This window comes from Rhodothermales bacterium (genome assembly GCA_017643395.1).
Classification (GTDB): Bacteria; Bacteroidota; Rhodothermia; order Rhodothermales; family UBA10348; genus JABDJZ01.
In genome coordinates this window covers 93,152-114,130 of record JAEPNP010000006.1, presented here as the reverse complement: position 1 = coordinate 114,130, position 20,979 = coordinate 93,152, and the positions used below count along the sequence as shown (strand labels likewise).

Below are 20,979 nucleotides of genomic sequence, written 5' to 3'. Positions count from 1 at the left end.
CGCATTCCGGCACGGAGTTCGCAAGACCCCGCTTCATGACCGTTCGCCTGCGTCTGACCTTCCTGGCTGTGCTGATTTTCGCTGCCCACCCGGCGTTGGGGCAGCGCGTGGCCAAATACGGCGCGGACTTTCTTGCCGGCGGAGTCGGCGCGCGAAGCCTTGGCATGGGCGGTGCCCATGTGGCCTTGGCCGACGACGTCAACGCGGTCTACTGGAACGCGGCCGGGCTCATGGGCCTGGAATTCCCCCAGGTTGCCTACATGCACGCAGAGCGGTTCTCCGGGTCGGTTTCGTTTGACTACGCAGCCGGGGCCATGCCGCTGACGGACCGGTCCACGGTGGCTCTGGCCATTTTTCGCAGCGGCGTCAACGACATCAAGAATACGCTCGATGCATGGGATCCGGCGCGTGATCAGCCGAGGCCGGATCCTGGCGATTTCATTACCACCTTCTCCGCGGCGGATTACGCGGTCTTCGTCGGGTACGGTCGCACACTGCGGGACCGCCTCGACATCGGATTGACAGCCAAACTCATTCGCCGCAGCATCGGCGACTTTGCCTCTGCCTGGGGCTATTCGTTCGATGCGTCGGCCAAATGGACCGGACCGAGCTGGCAGTTTGGTGTCAATCTGCAGGATTTGACCACCATGTTGCAGAGCTGGAGTGTGAACAGCGACAACCTGCAACAGCTCGAGACTGTCTTCGGCGACGAAATGCCGGAAGGCGGCTCCGAGTTGGTGCTGCCGGTTGCACGCTTCGGGGTCGCTCATACCGCGCCCGCCGCCTCCGGCACGCTGACCTTCGCTGCGGACCTGGATCTGGCTTTTGACGGGCAGGATGCCAATGCCATCGACGTGGCGGGCGTTTCCCTGCATCCGCGGCTCGGCGCCGAGTACGCCTACGAAGGAGTCGCCTTTCTCCGCGCGGGGCTGGCCCGTATTCGTCAGGTTCAGGGCGAGGGACTGGACATGTCTCCTACGGTCGGCGCTGGTTTTGCCTTCCGCGGCATCGCGGTGGATTACGGCTTCGGTGACTTTGCAGGTCTCACCTCAGCGCTTGGATTCTCGCACCGGGTGTCGCTGTCGTATCGCTTCAGCAAAGAAGCCTATCGCCGGCCCTCCGCGGACTGAGTCCCGCCGGAACGGGTTGCCTAGTTTGTGGCATGCCCGCGAAGCCTTCAATCCCTGAGCGCAATACAGTAGCGCTTGTTATTCCGCTCTACAACGAGGCCGACATTCTGGCGGACCTGGTGCGGGAGATCGAACAATTCCGCGTCCAGGCCCCGGAAGTGACCGAAGTCGTCTTCGTGGACGATGGGTCCCGCGACGACACGGCCAGGTTGGCTCGGGAGCTCACCGCGTCGCTGTCGGGCTACGTGCTGGTACGCTTCTCCCGGAATTTCGGGCACCAGCTGGCCGTCACCGCCGGTATGCACTTTGTCACCGCAGACGCGGCCGTGATCCTGGATGCCGATCTGCAGGATCCACTTCCGGTCGTGCGGGAGATGATCGACCGCTGGCAGGAGGGGTACGATGTCGTGTATGGCGTCCGTCGACAACGGGATGGGGACTCCCACCTCCAACAGGTCACGGCTCGTGCGTTCTATCGGGTGTTCCGGCGCATGTCCGATGTTGATGCGCCGCTGGATACCGGAGACTTTCGACTCGTTTCCCGCCCGGTCCTGGACGCCTTTCGTGAGCTTGGCGAGCAGCAGCCATACGTACGAGGACTGGTATCCTGGCTCGGGTTCAACCAGATCGGCGTCGAGTACGACCGAGCCCCACGGATGGGAGGAGAGAGCAAGTACGCATGGCGTGATCGCATGCGCCTTGCCCTCGACGGGATCGCTTCGTTTTCCGGCAGGCCGCTTCGGGTTGCCGTGCGCATCGGTCTCGGCGTGTCGGCGCTCTCGGTGGTTGGTCTCGTCTGGGTGCTCATCGCCCGACTGGCCACGGATTCGACCGTGCCAGGCTGGGCCTCCATCTTGTTTGTAGGGTTCTTCTTCGGCGGGCTGCAGATCTTTTTCCTTGGGGTTGTCGGGTCGTACCTGGCACGTGTCTACGAGGAGGTGAAAGGACGTCCCCGGTACGTCGTGCGGGAAGTCTGGACCACGGGCAATCGGCGGGAGGGCTGAGGAACCATTTCGGCGTGATGCGTTGCGGATCGAAACTGTGCGCATTCCCATGGACCGTGACGACTGGACCGGCATCATCGTAAGCGTGGCGCTTCATGCGCTGCTGCTGTTCGGTCTGTCAGTACTCAACGTTCGCGCGGTAGAGCAGCCTCAGATGGGCTTCATCGAGGTGGACTTCGGTGCGTTCTCGGAGGGGCGTCCGGTAAGCAGGGCGGTGACCCAGGAGCCTGTGCCTCCTCAGCCGGAGCCCGAGACGCCGGTGGAGGAAACCACCCCCGCGCCCGCCCCCGAAGAATCGCGCCCCGTCGACCTCCCCGAGACCGTAGCCGAGACTCCCGAGCAGATCAACGAGCCGGAGACCGAGGTCGTCGCTCCTGTGAGTCAGCCCGAGACCGCTCAGGAGGAGCCTGCAGAGGAGCCTGCGCCGACGCAGCCCATCCGCCCGCTCGGATCCGGCGACCCCGAAGGTGCGAGCGAAGCGCAGCAGGGAGAGGATGGGGAAGGCCAGGAAGAAACGCGCCGCGCGCCGTTTTCCATTGAGGGCCTGAACCGCCAGGCGGTCCAGACCATTCTGCCGACGTACGCCGAGCAGGTGAACGCCGTCATTCGGGTGCGCATCACCGTTGCGCCTTCCGGTCGCGTCACGCGCCGCATTCCGCTCATTAAGGGCAATCCGGCCCTGGAGCAGGCGGTCATGAATGCCCTGCTCAACTGGCGATTCAATCCGCTCCCGCCAAACGCTCCGCAAGAGGATCAGACCGGAGTGGTGACTTTCCGCTTCCAGCTGCGGTAGGCGGGTTCGGGCGTTCGTGATGGCGCGGCGGTCCCGGCTCGCGGACGCTTTCCCGCGGTGAGCCCGGCCGTGTCCCGGCGGGCAGGCTGTCCCGCGCCCCGGCGGCTGCCCCGACGCGCTCTGGCGGCGAGGCCGGCGCCCCGGCGGCTACCCCGGCCCGCGTTCCGCGGGCGGCCCCGGCGGTGAGGCTGGCCGCGCTCCGGGGGCGCCCGGGTCCCGGCGGTGAGGCTGTCCGCCCTCCGGCGGGTGCCCCCGACGCCCCGGCGGCTACCCCGATCCGCGTTCCGGGGGCGGCCCGGGTGTAAAACCGCCCCTCCATTCCACCTCGGTGGCATCCCGAGCCGCCGCGAGGTGTAAAGGGGCCCCTTATTCCATGTGCGCGGCGTCGCCGAGTGAACCGCACATGGAAATCGCCGCCCGGATTCCGCATACCGCCATCGGGGCAGTCCTGCCAGGGCGCCTTTCGACGGCCGCGGTCGCTTCCGCCTGCCAGGGCGCCGGCCGCGGTCGCCTCAGCCCGCGAGGGCACGGATTCCGCATACCGCCATCGGGGCAGTCCTGCCAGGGCGCCTTTCGCCGGCGGCGGCCGCCTCAGCCTGCCAGGCCACGCCTCCCGCGTACGGCTCACGCGCATTTCGCTCACCGCGGTCGAGCCAGTCTGCCAGGACGCACACCGCTCACCGCGGGCGCCCCAGGCCTCCCCAGCTGCGTGGATACAGGCTATCCAGCGCACCGTCGTCGGGCCTGTAGAGCCCTACTCCGAAGGGCAGCCCCTCGCAGCGCACCTGAGCGAATCCGAAGCCTGCAGGAGTAGGGCCGGGCGAGACCGCATCGCCCCTCAGGAAGGCCCAGAGTGACTCCCGTGACACAGTCGTCACCTGCCGTGTAGGCCGAGAACCCAGCCACAGCGCGGCCTGGGTCGTCAGCTTCGGAACGCGCCCGCTCAGACGAAGGAAACTGAAACCCCGCTGCACGGGCTTCAGTCCGGGTGCTTCATCGAGGTCCGTCGAAACAGCGTCCAGCGACTTGCCGGGCCGAAGCTGGAAACGCAGATCCCTCGACCAGTCCGGTGCAAGGCCGAACTCGGTCTGCACGAACTCCAGCATGGAGCGTACATCCCCTGTTTCGGGTGCCCCGGCCTCACCACCTCCCGGCCCGCCGGCGTCCGCCCCGGCCTCACCGCGCCCGGTCCCGCCTCCATCCACCCCGGCCTTCCTCAGCAGAACGGCGAAGAATCCCCCCGAATCCACCTGACCCGGCCAGAACCGCAGCGCATGTTCCAATGAGGCGTGCAGGACCTGCCCACCCCACTCGGTGAGACCAGGACTGGAAGCCAGACCAGAGAGTGAAACCGGCTCCACGGTGACTCCGGGCACCGTGCGCAGCACCTGGTCCACGACGCACTCGTTCTCTTCCGGCGCAAACGTACAGGTGGAGTAGACAAGCCGACCTCCGGGTCGCAGTGCGCGCAAGGCATTCTCCAGCAGCGCACGCTGAACCTGAGCGAGTCTCTGGCGGCTCTCGGCACTGGTCGCCAGCGGAGCGCGTGGGTGCTTCCTGAGGGTGCCTTCGCAGCTGCAGGGCACGTCCACTATGGCGGCATCAAACCAGGCTGAGGGAAACCGCCCGCTCCTGCCGTCGAGCACTGTGACCGCGACATTTGGCAGCCCCAGCCGGTCGATGGTCGTGCGAAGCACGTTGAGGCGGCCGCCTGCGCGGTCGTTCGCCACGACGGTGCCCAGCCCGGCCATTTGGGTGGCCAGCTCCGCGGTCTTGTTGCCCGGCGCGGCGCAGAGGTCCAGCAGGCGCTCGCCCGGGACCGGCGCAAGCATCTCCACGGGGACCATGGACACCTCCTCCTGTACATGAAAGAGGCCGGCTCTGTAGGCCAGGGACTCGGCCATGCCGGGTCCGGAGGACCACCGGATACCGCCCGCCCGCCAGCTCAGCGGTTCCACATCGAAGCCGTCCTCCCGCATCCAGTTCAGTCCGTGCGGGCGCCCGGGGTGCAACCAGCCAGAGGGGGGTAGCGGCGCGGCACAGGACGCGACGAACGCCTTCCAGTCCGGCACAATCTCCCGATACCGCTCCAGGCAGTCCAGGACCTTCGGATTCAAGGCGCTACCTGACATGCGTGCGCAGTCCAACCTCGAACAACAAGTCCTCGGCGGGCGCCGCCGGGTGCGTGCGGTACTGCGACCGAAGCACGTTGCGAGCCCTCGCAAAGACACCACCACGCTCCCCCCAGAGGTCCTTGCTCGCCGTCAGGTCGAGTCTGGCGGAAGCCGGCACCCGATCCGACAGGTGAGGCCATTCGGCCGACGATCGAAATCGGAACAGCACCTCCAGGTGCACGCGCGGCACGGGCATCATCGAAAGCGCATAGTGAATGCGCGTCCGGGGGATCGTGGACCACCGATCAGAAACGGCAGGCTGCCCGCCGGCCGGCAGAATGACGGTGTAGCTCACGCGCTGCGCGAAATGCTCCCCGGCGCGCACACTTCCCCAGATGCGCAGACCCGCGAGCGTGCCCCGAGCGTCCTGCCCAAAGGTCCATGTCCCCGCATAGCGGGCAAGGAACAGGGAGTCCGGTTGCATTCGCGTCAGCGGAGCTGGTGCGTCGTGGATGCGCCGCAGCCAGGCGTGTGCGCCCGCACGTCGCCCCCCGAGGTCACGTACATAACTCACGTCCACCGCACTCATACGCAGGGCCGAAACCCGTTCGGTCTCCAGCGCCTGCCCTGACCCGGGTCCAGGGAAATCCCAGCCGGCGGCAAGACTCGCCGCAGCCCCGGACGGAGGGCTGGCCAGGAAGGTGCCTCGTACCTGCAGGCGATGCGGAGACGGCCCCGAATCCAGTTCGGCCAACAGGCCCGGCCGAATCCCGGAGCCCAGGCTGAGTTGCCCCGCAAAGCGGCGGAGCCAACCGCGCGTCGAGACAGACCGTCGCTCTCCACCGAAGGTCAGCACGCCGGTGTTGTCAAGCTCGTACCCGCGTAACCGGCGCCTCTCAAGGGCGATGCGCACGGTGCCCGTCCGACGCTCCAGCCGGGCCTGGAGCAGGCCGGAGCGCTCGGCCCACCCCAGTTCGAGATCGCCGAGGCTCTCACGAGGCAAAAAGCGGCTTCGGCTCCATCGCCACCCGTAATGAACCGCCCCAAGGGGCGATTCCAACCGGCCGCCACCCTGCGCGGCTTCGACATGCCGCGAGGCAGGCAACTCGGAACCCATCAGCTCGAAAAACGGCAGGTCCCGCATCCGGAGCGCAGCGAAAGAGGCAGAATGGGCTCGCCAGCTGACTCCAGCGCTCGGCCGAAAGAGAGTCACCCGAGGTTTCCGGACCCCATCGTACAGGACGTACACCCGGTCCAGAATGTCGGGGTCGGTGAAGTGGGCCTGATCTGCACGGATGCCGCCATGCAGGCCCACCTCGCCCCTCGATCCCGACACCGCGAGGTCAGCCGAAGGACCGTGACGATCAATGTTGGGCGTGGCGAACCGGGTGTAGCGGAAGGGACCCGGATCACCCACTTCATTGCCGGCCGTGATCACAGCGTTGGCCCGCAGTGAGCCGGGCGATTTCGTCGTAATGTGAATCCAGCCGGTGCTGGAGAAATCCGCCCCAGTAGCACCGGGGGCCGCAATCACCACGTGCTCGATGCGGGAGGCGGAGACCGGCAGCATCTCCAGGTGAGGAACTCCCAGCATCCACGACTCCAGCGGCACGCCATCCAGCGTGACTCGGAAGGACTGCACGCCGGGCAGGCCCGCCTCGGCGACTACCCCATCGCGGGCCAGCGGATCGGCAGAAATCGGCGCGTACAGGGCAGATCGCTCCAGGATATCACCCAGGCGAACCAGCCCCAGTTTACGGATGGTGTCGCCGTCGAGCGTATCGGCAAGCTGGCCAGAGGCAGGAGCGGCCCATCCCCCCAACAGAATCAGGGTCGAGGCGATGCGGAACACCGACGCCAGTCGCTGGGCAACCATCACCGGAGGATGTCCCGCATCCAGCTCGGCATCTCGAGGCTGCGTCGCACGGACACGTGAAGCAGGTGCAGGTCGACTTCCCGGGCCGTGTAGGCACGCTCCGCCGCCCATTCCAGCTCAACAGCCAGGCGGGGCCCGACTGTGTATGTCACCGCCAGTCCAAGGCCGGCGAGGAATTCGCTCTCGTTCCGGATACCCGGCTCCGAGCGGTCGTCGAACGCCATGCGTGTATTGCCAATCCGTCCTGAGGCGCGAGCCTGCACCGGGCCCAGCTCGACAAGTTGCCTCGACACGCCTGCCCAGGCAGTCAGCGCATCGAAATCGGGCACCCGCCGATCTGCACGCCACCGCACGAACCGGAGGCCGGTCGCCAGTCGCAGGCCGTAGAAGTCGGTGTCCGCGGAGACGGTTGCGCCCGGTGAAGGGGTCCACCAGGACGCAAGGTCACCTGAGGAGACCACGGCCACGGGCCCTCCCGCAACATCGAGCTCCGTAAACGCCTGGCCGTGCGCTTCCGCTACGTGGCCCATCGCCAGGATCAGAAGGCCCAGGACGATGGTGAGGCGCAGTTCCGGCAGCGGCTTCAATTTGCGGGTCCGACGTTCCAGCGCCAGCCGCTGCCGAACGTGATGACGGGCTGGGTGCGGAGCGCGCCGGAGATATGCCGGTCATTGGAGATACGATTGAAGCCGGCGTCCAGAATCAGGTATCCGCGATCTCGCCGGGCTCGCACTCGCACAGCCGCCCGCAGGGAACGCTCCACCGTGCCGACCAACAGCGTGGCGAACGTGTCGTCGAACCTGAATGGCTGGCGAATGTCACGCTCGCCCTGCCAGATACCCTGCAGGTAAGGCTCGATATGGAGATTGAAGGCTGCATTCGAGAACTCGGCCCCGAGACGCGTCTGCACATAGTCCGAGAACTGCGTGGCAATTCCCCGCTGCAGGTACAGCCAGCGACCCTCAGGCTGGAACGTATTGTAGGTGCGGCTTGCTACGGCTTCTGCATGCGCTCGCATGACCAGACGCGGCCTGACCCTGTGCTCTGCCACCACCGCTGCCGCGAACGATGCCGGTTCGTCGCCAAAAAAAAGGTCGACATCATCCACCATGAGCTGGGCATGCAGCAGCCATGCGTCGGGGCGAGCCGTGATCATCACGCCCAATAGTGCATTGTTCTCCTCGTTCTTGGGTCGATTATCGACGGCCAGCACCAGAAACTGGGTCGGATTCAGGTATTTGAGGGATAGTCCGGCGTTTGGCCCGGAGAACAATGCTGCCTCGAGAATGCTCAGCGTGAAGCGAGGCGAGGGCGTCCAGTCCAGGCGATGCGCGCTCATCCAACGCCGATCGGAGCCGGTGCGCACCGAATCGTCCCCGGCGGTCCCGGTGAATCGGCCGTCTCCGGTCATGCTGTCGAGTTCGCCAAGCATGGACGTCAGAGTCCAGGTGTCGTTGCCGAGCCGGAACTGCAGGGCATCAAACGAGCGGGCATTCTCGCTGACCAGCAGTCCACTGCCGCCCGGGAGACCCCAGTGGGTGGCGATGCGGCCCAGGTGCAACGAAGCCCGATCGCCAGCGAGGCCCACATAGCTCTGGTCGTTGCGCATGAAAGCCCGGAGCACGCTGTCGAGGCCGTCCGGATCGCGATCCCAGTAGGCGTCAGCGCGGAAGGCCGCCCGGGCAACAAGCCGGCCGTCGAGGTAATGCAGTCCGGATTCCAGGTACGGATAGAGTTCGGCATCCTCCAGCGGGCGAGCCGGGTCCAGTCGCCGGTGGCTGGCGGCACGCAAACCCATGCGCCCGGTGTAGCCGGTTCCTGCCTCTGAGGCGGACCGGGGGAGGGCGTGCAGCACGGCCTGGACCAGCGGGTGGTCGCCTCCTGTCGCAGCACGGCGCACTTCGAGTGCGGTGTAGGGCAGCCGGTCGGGGTGCAGTTCGTGCAGCAACCCGAGTGTCTGCGCCAGCCGGATGTCCTCGTACACCGGGTCATCCAGCGGGATGAACAGCGATGCCTGTCCCAGGGCCGCCTGAGAGCCCATCGCACAGGCGAGGACCAGAAAAGCTGGCAGAAATCGGAACACAGGCGAGGGCTTGGGGTCGATGCGGCCCTGCAAAGTAGCCCCATCCGAGCCCAGAAGCGACGCTGGGTCATTTGTCGCCCGGGGCCTACCTTCGCCGACGTCCCATGACGCGCCGAGTCGAACTTCTAGCCCTCCTTCTCGCGGATGCGTTGGCCCTGATGGGGGCCAATCTGCTGTGGCACAAGGCCCGTTTCGAATGGGAATGGTTCTCGGACCCGGTCAATGTGCCCGTGCCGGCGCTGGTGTGGATTGTGGTGCTGGCTCTGTCGATGGGCTGGCTGGTGGTCTTCCTGTTTTTCGGCATGTATCGGGAGCGGTACGCGTCCAGCCGGTTCGACGAGTTCGTCTCCCTGGCCAAGGTCGTGACGATCGGCATCCTGGTCATGTTCTTCTTCCTGTTCATCGACCAGCTGGATGCCTACGCGGCGCGCAGCAACCTGGTGTTCTACTGGTTTGCCGTGTTCGGTCTGGTCGCGCTGGGGCGGTTTGTGGTGCGCTCCGTACAGAAATTCCTGATCCTTCGGGGCAAGGGCCTTCACCGCGCGCTGGTTGTGGGGTGGGACGACCGCCTTGGGCAGCTCTACCGGGACGTGGCCGCGTACCCCGAGGCGGGTCTCGAGATTGTAGGTGCCATTCAGCTCAGCCACGGGGGCGATGGGGTCGCTGCCAGGGGACCGGACGGATCGGTGATGCAGGCGGGAAACGACATCGCAGATCTCCCAAGGCTCATCGACGAGTTGCAGGTGCAGGACGTGCTCATTGCCCTCGGTGCCGGTGACCAGGACCCGCTTCTGGAAGTGCTGCGGCTCTGCGACGGCAAGCCCGTGCGGCTGAAACTGGTCCCCGACTTCTATTCGGTGATTGGCGGCATGGCGCGCACCGAGCACATGTATGGGTTGCCGCTGATCGAGGTGATGCCGGAGCCCATGGCGGCCTGGGAGGAAAGCACCAAGCGGCTCATTGATCTGGTGGCGTCGGGTATCGTGTTGGTGGTTGGTGCGCCCGTGTGGCTGGCGATCGGTCTGGCCGTGCGACTCACATCATCCGGCCCGGCCATCTACCGCCAGCAGCGTGTGGGCAAGCTGGGCCGGGTGTTCACGATGTACAAGTTTCGTACGATGCGCCAGGACGCGGAGGCAGAGACCGGCCCGGTCTGGGCGACGGAGGATGACCCCCGGTATACGGCCGTCGGCCGGTGGCTGCGCAAGACCCGCCTCGACGAGATTCCCCAGTTCTGGAATGTTTTCAAAGGAGACATGAGTCTGGTGGGTCCCCGCCCCGAGCGTCCCTATTTTGTCGAGAAGCTGGCGGCGGAGATTCCGCTCTACAATCGTCGTCACCGCGTGAAGCCCGGCATCACCGGCTGGGCGCAGGTCAAATGGAAATACGATACCTCGCTGGACGACGTGCGCCAGAAGGTGAAATATGACCTGTTCTACATCGAGAACCTCGGCCTGCGCCGTGACCTGCAGATTCTGCTGAGAACGATCACAACCGCCCTCAAAGGCTCGGGACAATAGGCTCCCGAACGTCCATGGCCACGAAGACCGCGCGACGCGCAACGTTGGATCCGTCTGATACGGAGGCGCTGTACCGCGCCCTGGCTCTGCCACGTGCCGTGGAGCAGAAGATGCTCCGGCTCATCAGGCAGAATCGTCTCGCCAAGTGGTTCTCCGGCTTCGGCCAGGAGGCCATCGCGGTGGGTTGTGCCGCGGCACTGCGGGAGGACGATTACCTGCTGCCCATGCACCGCAATCTGGGCATGTGGACCACCCGGGGAGTGCCGCTGGAGCCACTCTTCTGTCAACTCATGGGGCGGGAAGGCGGCTTCACCAACGGGCGGGACCGCACCTTCCACTTTGGTCTACCGGACCATCGCATTGTCGGCATGATATCGCATCTGGCGGCCATGCTGCCGGTGGCATGCGGGTTGGGCCTGGGCGCACGCATGCAGGGAGAGGATGCGGTGGCGCTCGCGCTGGTCGGTGAGGGCGCGACTCGCGAAGGCGACTTTCATGAGGCGTTGAACCTCGCCGCCACGTGGGACTTGCCGGTCCTGTTCGTGATCGAGAACAACGGCTACGGGCTGTCTACTCCGACCTCACAGGCCATGCGCGTGGTGGATCTGGCCGATGCGGCCTCCGGCTACGCCATGCCGGGTGTGTCTGTGGATGGCAACGATCTGGTGGCCGTCATGGAGGCCGTGTCTGAGGCCGCGGACCGCGCGCGGCGGGGCGACGGACCGACACTGCTGGAAATGAAGACGTTTCGGGTGCGCGGCCATGAGGAAGCCTCGGGCGTGAAGTACGTGCCTTCGGAGCTCATCGCGGAATGGGAGACGAAGGATCCGGTTGCTCGATTCGGAGAGCACCTGAGCCCCGAGCGCAGGGCAGAGATCGACCGCGAGGCGGAGGAACGTGTGGAGGCCGTGGCCGAGTGGGCCTTGACCCAACCGGAGGTCACCGGCACCAGAGATGTCGAGCGCGCGGCGCTCTTTGCTGCCGGAGGGCACCGCCCGGGAAGGGCGGCGACGGAGAGCAGGGAGCTGCGCTTCATCGATGCCGTCTCCGAGGCCCTTCGAGAGGCGATGCGTGAGGACGATTCGGTCCTGCTCATGGGACAGGACGTAGCCGACTACGGCGGCGTGTTCAAGGTCACGGCGGGGTTCCTGGAGGAGTTCGGCACGGACCGCGTGCGCAACACGCCGATCATCGAGAGCGGTGCCGTAGGCGCGTGCATGGGCCTGGCGCTGACAGGCTTACGACCGGTCCTCGAAATCCAGTACGCAGACTTCATTTCCTGCGGGTTCAACCAGATCGTAAACAATCTGGCGACCACACACTACCGATGGGGCGGCGCACTCCCGGTGACCATTCGGGCACCCTACGGCGGCCAGATCGGTGCGGGCCCGTTCCACTCCCAGTCCATGGAGGCCTGGTTCTGCCACACCCCTGGTCTGAAGGTGGTCATTCCCTCTACACCTGCCGAGGCCAAGGGCCTGTTGCTTGCGTCCATCGACGAACCCAACCCGGTGCTCTTCTTTGAGCACAAGCTGCTCTACCGCATGAAGCGTGGAGCGGTCCCGGACGGCTCCGAGCGCATCGCCCTTGGGACGGCTGGCGTTGTGCGCCCCGGGAGCGCCGCTACGATTGTGTCCTGGGGTCTCGGCGTGGATTGGGCCCTGGAGGCCGCCGATGGCCTGGATGTCGAGGTCATCGACCTCAGAACGCTGATTCCCTGGGATCGGGAGACTGTTTTGGAAAGCGTGCGTAAGACCGGTCGCTTGCTGGTTGTCCATGAAGCGCCCCGAACCGCTGGTTTCGGTGCGGAGATCGCGGCAGAGATCACCGAGGAGGCGTTCACCTGGCTGGACGCGCCTCCCATGCGAGTGGCCGCGGAAGACCTTCCGATTCCCTTTGCGGCGGCTCTCGAGCGTGACGTGCACAGCGCCCGACCCCGGGTGGCCGCCGCCCTGCAGCGCCTGCTTTCTTTTTGACCCATGTCTGAGTCGTTTGAGGCCGTCATCGGCCTGGAAGTCCACTGTCAGCTGCTGACCGAGTCCAAGGCGTTCAGCCCGGATTCGGCGGCCTTCGGTGCCGAACCCAACCACCACGTCGACCCGGTGAGCCTTGGGCACCCGGGCACGTTGCCTGTTCTCAATGAACAGGTGGTGGCCCACACCATTCGCATGGGGCTGGCGACCAATTGCCAGATCGCCCCGCGCAGCGTGCTGGCACGAAAGCATTACTTCTATCCAGACCTTCCCAAAGGGTACCAGATCTCCCAATTCGAAACGCCGATCTGCGCAGACGGACACCTGACCGTCGTCATGGATCAGGGAGACTCGAAAGGGGACGAGCGCACGTTCGGAATCACGCGCATCCATATCGAGGAGGACGCGGGCAAGTCGGTGCATGACGTTGATCCGCTCGCGACCCTGCTTGACTACAACCGCTGTGGGGTGCCCCTGATCGAGATCGTCTCGGAGCCGGATCTGAGATCACCACGAGAGGCGTATCTGTACCTTCGCAAGATTCGCCAACTGGTGCGCTATCTGGGCATTTGTGACGGCAACATGGAGGAGGGATCCCTCCGCTGTGATGCCAACATTTCTGTGCGCCCGCAAGGACAGACCGAACTGGGCACCAAGACCGAAATCAAGAACCTGAACTCCTTTCGAAACGTAGAGCGGGCGCTGGAGCACGAGATCGCCCGGCAGATTTCACTCGTCAGGGCCGGGGAGGAGATCGTGCAGGAAACGCTGCTCTGGGATGCGGACGCCGGTCGCACACGATCGATGCGCTCCAAGGAGGAAGCGCACGACTACCGCTATTTCCCCGACCCGGACCTCTGCCCGATCGTGGTGACGGACGCCATGCTGGAGGAGGCCAGGCGCAGTCTGCCCACCTTGCCGGATGCACGCATGGAACGCTACATCGCCTCTTGGGGAGTTCCTGCCTACAACGCGGCCGTGCTGACCGAAGAACGGGCCGTTTCCGACTACTTCGAGGCCGTCGTAGGCGCGCTGAATGGTGACCCGGCAGACGGGGCACAGGCCGCATCGAACGTCATCATGACCGACGGGCTGCGCCTTCAGGCGGAGCACCACCTGGATTTTGCCTCATTCCCCGTGGAACCGAAGCGGATGGCCGCGTTGGTGGCCCTTCGTCTGGAAGATCGGATTTCGTCAACGGCACAGGTGGAGCTCCTGGAGCACATGCTGAACGATGGCCGAGATCCGGAGGCCATTGCCGCCGAGCGCAATCTGGTGCAGGAGTCGGATGCGGGCGCCCTGGAGCCCTATGTCGATGAGGTGCTGGCCGCCCATCCGGACAACGTGCGCATGTACCTGTCGGGCAAGGCCGGCCTGATCGGCTTCTTCATTGGCCAGGTCATGCGCTCGTACCCCGGGTCTCCGGATCCCAAACTGGTGCGCGAACTGTTTGTAGCGCGGCTGGCCTCCATGGACAACGAATCGACCGAATGAAACCCCTTTTTGCTGCGCTGCCCTCGGGGCTCGCTCTCTGTTCGCTGCTGCTCTTTGCCGGATGCGGAGGGGAGTCCACCGCCGCGCAGGTGTCCACCCACGTGTCTGGTCAACTGACGGTCAGGGCCGACGTCGATTCGCTGGCAGATCACAGTGGCTTTGAGGTCCTGGTGGCATCGAACCTTGACGGCGACGTCGATACGCTTGCTGTGACAATCACAGACGTGCAGGGCAACTTTGCGATGGACGTGTCCGCTGCCGACCGCGGGATCTATCCCATGATGATCTCGCGCGCCGGCCAGACGCTTACCATTGAGGAACTGGTGCTGGCCGATGGCGACTCGACACGGGTCTCGGCCCGGTTTCCCCTGGATGGGCGGCCCGTTCGCATTGTCTCCCAGGAGAACGCCGCCTGGACCGCCTACAAGAATACCAAGGCGCAGTACAATCGCATGGTACTGACCCTGGTGCAGTCCAATCCGGATTACTCGGAGGCGGACATGGCAGGCGTCGTGCAGCAGGCTGCTTCCATCTACTGGGGGTTGAATGAGACCTTCCCGGAGACCTTCGGTGCGCTGGTTGCTGCTGCCGAGTCGGTCGTGATGCTGGAAGGCTGGCAGGATTCGCTGGCAGTCAGCCGCGCCCGGGAGATTCTCGACACGCATCCAAGTCGCGTGCAGATTGTGCGCGCGCTGCGTCGTTCGGTGGCCCGCATGGAGGGTCAGCGTGGTGCTGTCAACTTCGTTCGTTCCTACATGACGGGCGAGGATGAGGAAGACGATGCGGCCCTGCTGGCCGAGGTCGTGGTGGCCTATATGGACAGTCTCCAATCGGCCGATGCCATCAGCGCGGCGCGCGATCTGCAGGCCACCTATCCCGAGTCCAGCTGGAGTCGTTGGGCTGAGGGTGCCATCTATGAGGTCGAGTACCTGCTGCCGGGACTTCCCGCACCCGAGTTCTCCCTGATCGATGTGGACGGAGAGGTGCTGGACAAACAGGTGCTCGCGGATCAGTTTTACATGCTGGAGTTCTTCACGCCCACGCATCCGCTCTTCCAGGAAGAACTGGGCCGGCGGCAGGCGTTGTTGAACGCCCTGGACGACAACATCTTCGAGGCCATCTCCATTTCCGTGGACCCGGACTCGGCCTACAACGAGGCCTTGCTGGACGGACGCGACTTTCAGGGTCGGTTCGTATTTGCGCCTGAAGGCCCTGAAAGCGAAGTGGCAACCGCCTACAACGTCAATGTCATCCCGACCCGCGTCCTTGTCGATCCGAACGGTCTCATTGTTCGCAAGTACGTAGGAGCCGCTCTGGAGGAGCTGGAGGCCGATCTGGCCATGCTGCTCCGGGCACTCACCTCTCAGCAGTAATCAGCATCATGCTCGTCGCCGGAAACTGGAAAATGAACACGGACCTTACCGAGGCCCGTCAACTCGCGTCCGCCGTGGTGTCGGCAGTCGGCCCGACCTCCGTCGATGTGGCGGTCTGCCCGCCGTTCTTGAGCCTGGACGCCGTCTTTTCGGCGGTGCACGGCTCGACGATTCGCGTCGGTGCGCAGGATATGCACTGGGAGCAGCGAGGCGCGTTCACCGGCGCAATTTCTGCCAGCATGCTACGCTCGGTAGGCTGCCACTACGTGATTCTGGGACATTCCGAGCGTCGGGAATACTTCGGAGAGACCGATGAGACCGTTAACCACAAGGTGCATCGGGCCCTGGAGGGCAAACTGGTCCCCATTGTCTGTGTCGGGGAGAAGCTTGCGGATCGGGATGCCGGCCGACAGAATGAGGTTGTGACCCGACAGATTCAGGAGGGGCTGAGCGATGCGAACGTGGAATGGGATTCCAGTCTGGTGGTAGCCTATGAACCCGTCTGGGCCATTGGCACGGGAAGAACCGCAAGTCCCGAGCAGGCCGAAGCGATGCACGGCCATATCCGTTCGCTGCTCGTCTCCCAGTTTGGTGAGAAGGTCGGTGGCGGCATTCGCATCCTGTACGGCGGGTCGGTCAAGCCCGGGAACGCCGAGGAGCTGTTCTCCCGCAAGGATGTAGACGGCGGCCTTATCGGTGGAGCCAGCCTGACCGCGCAGGATTTTGCCGCAATCGTTCGAGCAGCCGAGGCCCGGCAGGGCTGAAATGTCGTCCCGTCCGGTGCCCGGATCTGCCTTGCTGGTGGCGGTGGTCCTGCTCGGGCTCACCGCATGCAGCGGTGGCCTGGTGTCGACCGGGGAAGGAGAGGGCTGGACACGGTACTACGAGGAGGGCGTACCAGACTTCGACTTCGAGTTGGTGCACACGTCGGAGGATTCCGTGCGAGCAGTGGTGGGCCTTATTCCAGCCACACTGGTGTTTCGCCGAAGGGACGACGGCGCGTTTCGGGCCGCGTTTCGCTACCACATATCCGTAGATGACCGCGTCCGGGTTGAGGTGGAGGACTCGCTGGTGTTCGAGGACGTAGAGCCAACTCGCTCGTTCGAGAGGCTGGCCGTGGAGTCGGGGCTCGCCGCCGGCGCGACCGCGGTTGTCTCGGCTCGCCTGACAGACCGGGCGACAGGTCGCACCGCCGTGCGTAGTCAAACTGCTGCGCGAACGGCGAACTCCGCGGGGAGCATAGGACGCATAGGACTCGGGCTGGCAGGAGGACTTGTGTCCGGCTGGGCCGTGTCCCGTGGCGCCTCCCCGGTGGCCACCGCCCATGTACGTGCGTTGGGAGACGGCTGTGTGGAATGGGCGCTGGTGCATGTGCCGACCGACACGTCCGTCGCCGTACTGCCCTACGCGCTCTCCCCATCGTACGGATCACGAGCCTATCGGGGTGCCCTGTACTCTGAAGCGGATACGCTTTCGACGGAGCGGGTGCCGGTCAGAGTGGGGTCACACGTGCTTTCGTGGAAACTCCCGGCGCTCAGCAGGAGTGGTGTCCATCGAGTCGAACTAAGCCTGTGGTCGGGGTGCACGCCACCGGCCTCCCCGGAGCGGGCAGCCGGACGCTCGGCGCTGACTCGCCCGGAGGGCTTTCCGCGCATAACCCGGCTTGATCAGATGATCGACGCGCTTACCTACCTCGCCACCGAGGACGAAATGCAGGCCATCCGGGAGGCAGGTAGTGCGGCGGCCCGGAAAGAGGCGTTTGATGCATTCTGGGGTCGCACCGTCGGCGATCCCATCCTCGCCCGACGGGCGCTGGCCAACTACTACTCGCGAGTCGAGGAGGCCAACCGGCTCTATTCGGGATTCAAGGAAGGGTGGAAGACGGACCGGGGTATGGTGTACCTGGTCATGGGACCGCCCCTGTATGTCGAGGACTCCATCGACCAGCTGCGCTGGTTCTACTCCTACGACGAGCGCAACCCGGGTCGCTATTTCGTTTTTGATCGAGTTCGCGGCTTTCCGGACGAACTCAACGTGCCCCACTACGTGCTCAACAGGTCGATGGAGCAGGAGCGGGAGTGGCGTCTTGCCGTGCAGCGGTGGCGCAGAGGCGAGGCCCGCTAAAGGGGGGGACGAGCGAGGCCCGCAACGCACGTCCAGGAGTCGTCCGGCCCGCCAGACGCGCCCGGGGGCGTGCCCCAGATTGCTGCAGCGCCGTTCAGTCAGTCTTCGCTGATCCCGCCGAAGCGTCTTTCGAGGCGGGTTTGGAGTCGCTGCCTGAGCTGGACTTGGCTTCCGACTTGCCCTCAGCTCCGCTCTTTGAGCCTTCGGAGCCCTTGCGGGCGTAGTCCGTCAGGTAAAAGCCGGATCCCTTGAATACGAGGCCGGCACCTCCGGTGATGAGTCGCTTGACCGGCTGCCCGGTGGTGGGGCAGTTGGTGAGCGCATCTTCGGTAATGCGCTGCTCGATCTCAAAGGTCGATCCGTCCTCGCGCCTGTACGTGTAGGTCGGCATGGCTGTGTGACTCGCGTATTCGGTGGCGCTTCAAGCAGGGCGAACGAATCCAGGTTCCGCCGGACCTGGTGGATTGCACCACTCTTTACAGTCAGTCCGCAACGTGGGTGTGGTCCGGATCCATGATTGTCTCGTGCACAAGGTCTGCCAGCGCCCGCCTGACAGGCACATGGCCTGAATTGCGTCGTGACGGATACACCCGGTTCGAAAGCAGGATCAGGTAGAGTTCTTCGTCCGGATCAAACCAGATGGACGTGCCGGTGAATCCCGTGTGCCCAAAGCTGGATGGACCAAAATACCTGCCCGCTGAGGAGCGCTCCGGACTCTTGGTGTCCCACCCCAGTGCCCGGGAGTGCTGCTCGGGGTTTACGGCGGTCGTAAAGAGTTCGATGGTTTCCGGCTGCAGGAACTGTCGATCTCCAATGCGTCCATCCCGAACGATCATATTCGCGAATCTGCTCAGATCCTGTACCGTCGAGAACAATCCGGCATGACCGGCAACGCCACCCATGATCCAGGCCGTTTCATCGTGCACTTCGCCCTGAAGGAGGCGGTATCGGAAGTAGCGATCTGCCTCGGTCGGCACGACGTCGCCACGCGCTCCACGACCCACGGCCCGGAAACCGGTGTCCCACATCCCAAGCGGCTCGAAGATCTCCTCCCGGGCGTATGTGGCGAATCCCCGACCGGAGACGCGCTCGACAATTTCGGCGAGTATGATCGGTCCGAAGTCCGAATACCTCGACTCCGTGCCAGGCTCGTAGACCAGTTCCTCGTCAAATATGGCCTGGAGCACACGCCCACGGGAACGAATGCCCTGGCGATAGAAAGGCCGAAAGGGTATCAGGCCGCCGGTGTGGGTAAGCAGCTGCCGCACTGTGACGGAATCCTTGCCGTTCTGCCCGAAATCGTGCACGTAGTGCATCACCGGGCGATCCAGATCGAGCCGCCCCTGTTCGTAAAGCTGCATGATGGCGGTAGTCGTCGCGATCACTTTCGTGAGCGACGCCAGGTCAAAGACCGAGGTTTCCGTCACTGCGGTCGCCGAATCGTAGGTGTACGTTCCGTAACCCCGGGTGTGGACCAGCGCGCCAGGGCGACCGACTGCCACGGCGGCTCCTGGAAATGCCCGATCCGCGATCGCCTGGGCCATCAGGGTCTCGATGCGGTCCAGTTCGGCCCCGACCATGGCCGCCTCCTCGGCTTCCACCATGCGGGGATAGCGGGCCTGGAGCCGCTGCCCGGAGCCGACGGGTAGCGCCACCGAAAGAGCGACCGGCGTACGACCGGAAACATCCGCCCTCCTGGAGACGGCATCGGCAGCCGCACGAAGCTCGGCCGGTCCGTCGCCGTAGGTCAAAAAGACCCGCGCGTCCGATGGGGCCGCAGAGGCGACATACGGGGTGCCGAGCACAACGATGTGTGCCCCTTGGCCCTGCAGCTCCCTGAACACCTGTCGAATCGCCCCCGCCGTTTCGCGCCGATACCGCCATGACGAAGCTGTGGCATAGACGGCAACAACCACGTCGTCCGCGGCGCGAACTGCACGACGCACGGCCCCCTGCATCGAGGTTGCGGTACCAGGAGTCACCAGAACCGTCTCCATGCGAGCGCCGGGCAGCCGATCGCGCAGCATCTCCCGAAGCGGGTGATGCCGCTCCGGGTCGCTTCGATCTGAAACGGCGATGAACGCGACATTGGTGCCGGGCCGGTCTGAGATTCCAGCTGCGGCCGTGTCGCCGAGCAACGTCAGGCCCTCGCGTGCAACTCTGGCCGAAAGCGCGCGCTGATCCGCGTTGGCCACCTCGCGCCGCACATCGTCCAGCGGAGCAAATCGCTGAGTATGCAGGCCGGCCGAGGCCTTTGCTCTGAGGATGCGGCGAACGCGCATGTCGAGTTCGGATTCGGAGATCGTGCCGTTCTCGATCGCCGCCAGGAGGGCCCGTCTGGCCGCCCGCACATTGGTCGACATCATCAGCATGTCGACGCCTGCCCGAAATGCGTCCACCGCGATCGTGCCGGGAGTACCCTGCTGCACTCCGGCCATGTTGAGAGCGTCGGAAACGATGAGGCCCTGAAAGTTCAATGAGTCGCGCAGCAGACCGTTCACCAGCGGCGGCGACAGGGTAGCCGGCCGGCGACTTCCCGCATCCAGGTTGGGGAAGGCCACATGCGCGGTCATGATGCTCGCTGCCCCGGCTGAAACCGCAGCCCGAAAGGGCACCAGGTCCACCGAGTCGATCCGGGCATAGTCCACGGTCAGCACCGGCATGCTGAAATGCGAGTCACGACTCGTGGAGCCATGGCCCGGGAAGTGTTTGGCCGTGGCCAGCACGCCACCATCCTGCAGACCCCGCACGAACGCGTCGACCATGACCGCGGCCAGTCCGGGTTGATCACTGAATGACCGGATGTCGATGACCGGATTGCCCGCATTTGCGTTGACATCGGCTACAGGGGCCAGCACGTGTCGCACGCCGACGGCACGGGCCTCAAGCGCGGTCGCACTACCAGAGAGATAAGCCAGGTCAGGATCCCTGGTGGCCGCGATCGCCATGGCAGACGGCAGGCGTGTGGCACCGGTCAGGCGCATGCCCGCGCCGGTTTCCATGTCCTGGGAAATGAGCAGCGGAACCGGGGCCTCACGCTGCATCTCATTGGCGAAAGCCGCCTGGTGGTGGGGAGTACCCTGAAAAAAGATGACGCCGCCGACCTGCAGGTCCCGGACCAGTTCCACTACGCGTCGGTGCTCCGGGGAGTCGGTGGATCCGAACGTGCCCGGAGCAGGCACCGCAAAGAGCTGCGACACCTTCTGCTCTCTGGACATGTGCTGCAGCGTGCTCTCCGCCCAGGCGACACCGGCGCGATCCAACCGAATCCGATGCGGAAACGGATCCTCTTCAGGAACTCCCGGCGGGTCGGCGGAGCAGCCGGTCAAAAAGCCGGCGAGAAGGACAACTACAAGGGGCCCGCCCCATCGAGCGAGGGGCCGGAGACAAGTATGCATGTTCAAAACTAAGTGGTCTGGCAACCGGTGTCACCAGTTTCGGGCCAATTAGCGTGTACACGGTGGTGATTTGTCGAAGGGGGTGGTGCCGTGGCCG

The 20,979-nt window shown here is 65.0% G+C and carries 15 protein-coding genes; 9 read left to right on the top strand and 6 right to left on the bottom strand.

Going from position 1 to position 20,979, the window contains the following annotated elements; genetic code table 11:
• The first annotated feature begins 35 nt into the window (after positions 1–35).
• From JJ896_16735 to JJ896_16725, 3 genes are read left to right on the top strand one after another with little or no spacing between them, the layout of a single operon-like run.
• Positions 36–1,130 carry a PorV/PorQ family protein gene (locus JJ896_16735; protein MBO6781305.1) on the top strand — a complete coding sequence of 365 codons (1,095 nt, stop codon included), beginning with the start codon at positions 36–38 and terminating at the stop codon, positions 1,128–1,130.
• Positions 1,131–1,162: 32 nt separating this feature from the next.
• Positions 1,163–2,134: a glycosyltransferase family 2 protein gene (locus JJ896_16730; protein MBO6781304.1), complete on the top strand. Its 972-nt coding sequence runs from the start codon at positions 1,163–1,165 to the stop codon at positions 2,132–2,134.
• A gap of 22 nt (positions 2,135–2,156) precedes the next feature.
• On the top strand, positions 2,157–2,927 hold the full coding sequence (locus JJ896_16725; GenBank protein ID MBO6781303.1) for a TonB family protein: 771 nt from the start codon (positions 2,157–2,159) through the stop codon (positions 2,925–2,927).
• 677 nt (positions 2,928–3,604) lie between these two features.
• On the opposite strand, the gene JJ896_16720 is transcribed toward JJ896_16725, so the two are convergent.
• The 4 genes from JJ896_16720 to JJ896_16705 are packed head-to-tail and all read right to left on the bottom strand — an operon-like array spanning position 3,605 to position 9,000.
• Complete coding sequence (locus tag JJ896_16720; GenBank protein ID MBO6781302.1) at positions 3,605–5,044, bottom strand: hypothetical protein; 1,440 nt, start codon at positions 5,042–5,044, stop codon at positions 3,605–3,607.
• Positions 5,045–5,048: 4 nt separating this feature from the next.
• Positions 5,049–6,920 (bottom strand): hypothetical protein, encoded by a 1,872-nt coding sequence (locus JJ896_16715; GenBank protein MBO6781301.1) that lies wholly within the window; start codon positions 6,918–6,920, stop codon positions 5,049–5,051.
• Positions 6,917–7,504, bottom strand: a complete 588-nt coding sequence (locus tag JJ896_16710; GenBank protein MBO6781300.1) for a hypothetical protein — start codon at positions 7,502–7,504, stop codon at positions 6,917–6,919. The genes JJ896_16715 and JJ896_16710 overlap by 4 nt, the downstream gene beginning before the upstream one ends.
• Positions 7,501–9,000 (bottom strand): hypothetical protein, encoded by a 1,500-nt coding sequence (locus JJ896_16705; protein ID MBO6781299.1) that lies wholly within the window; start codon positions 8,998–9,000, stop codon positions 7,501–7,503. The genes JJ896_16710 and JJ896_16705 overlap by 4 nt, the downstream gene beginning before the upstream one ends.
• A gap of 104 nt (positions 9,001–9,104) precedes the next feature.
• On the opposite strand from JJ896_16705, the gene JJ896_16700 reads away from it, so the two are divergent.
• The 6 genes from JJ896_16700 to JJ896_16675 are packed head-to-tail and all read left to right on the top strand — an operon-like array spanning position 9,105 to position 17,484.
• On the top strand, positions 9,105–10,520 hold the full coding sequence (locus JJ896_16700; GenBank protein ID MBO6781298.1) for a sugar transferase: 1,416 nt from the start codon (positions 9,105–9,107) through the stop codon (positions 10,518–10,520).
• A gap of 14 nt (positions 10,521–10,534) precedes the next feature.
• A complete protein-coding gene (locus JJ896_16695; protein MBO6781297.1) occupies positions 10,535–12,496 on the top strand; it encodes a dehydrogenase E1 component subunit alpha/beta in 1,962 nt (653 codons plus the stop codon).
• 3 nt (positions 12,497–12,499) lie between these two features.
• Positions 12,500–13,987, top strand: coding sequence for an Asp-tRNA(Asn)/Glu-tRNA(Gln) amidotransferase subunit GatB (gatB, locus tag JJ896_16690; protein ID MBO6781296.1), 1,488 nt, complete (start codon positions 12,500–12,502; stop codon positions 13,985–13,987).
• Positions 13,984–15,360 carry a redoxin domain-containing protein gene (locus JJ896_16685; GenBank protein ID MBO6781295.1) on the top strand — a complete coding sequence of 459 codons (1,377 nt, stop codon included), beginning with the start codon at positions 13,984–13,986 and terminating at the stop codon, positions 15,358–15,360. The genes gatB and JJ896_16685 overlap by 4 nt, the downstream gene beginning before the upstream one ends.
• Before the next feature lie 8 nt (positions 15,361–15,368).
• Positions 15,369–16,124, top strand: coding sequence for a triose-phosphate isomerase (locus JJ896_16680; GenBank protein MBO6781294.1), 756 nt, complete (start codon positions 15,369–15,371; stop codon positions 16,122–16,124).
• Between the two features lies 1 nt (position 16,125).
• Positions 16,126–17,484 (top strand): GWxTD domain-containing protein, encoded by a 1,359-nt coding sequence (locus tag JJ896_16675; GenBank protein MBO6781293.1) that lies wholly within the window; start codon positions 16,126–16,128, stop codon positions 17,482–17,484.
• A 94-nt stretch (positions 17,485–17,578) separates the two neighbouring features.
• On the opposite strand, the gene JJ896_16670 is transcribed toward JJ896_16675, so the two are convergent.
• Together JJ896_16670 and JJ896_16665 are read right to left on the bottom strand one after the other, a co-directional pair.
• Positions 17,579–17,875 (bottom strand): FmdB family transcriptional regulator, encoded by a 297-nt coding sequence (locus tag JJ896_16670; GenBank protein MBO6781292.1) that lies wholly within the window; start codon positions 17,873–17,875, stop codon positions 17,579–17,581.
• Positions 17,876–17,966: 91 nt separating this feature from the next.
• Positions 17,967–20,882, bottom strand: coding sequence for a serine hydrolase (locus tag JJ896_16665; GenBank protein MBO6781291.1), 2,916 nt, complete (start codon positions 20,880–20,882; stop codon positions 17,967–17,969).
• Between the last annotated feature and the right edge of the window lie 97 nt (positions 20,883–20,979).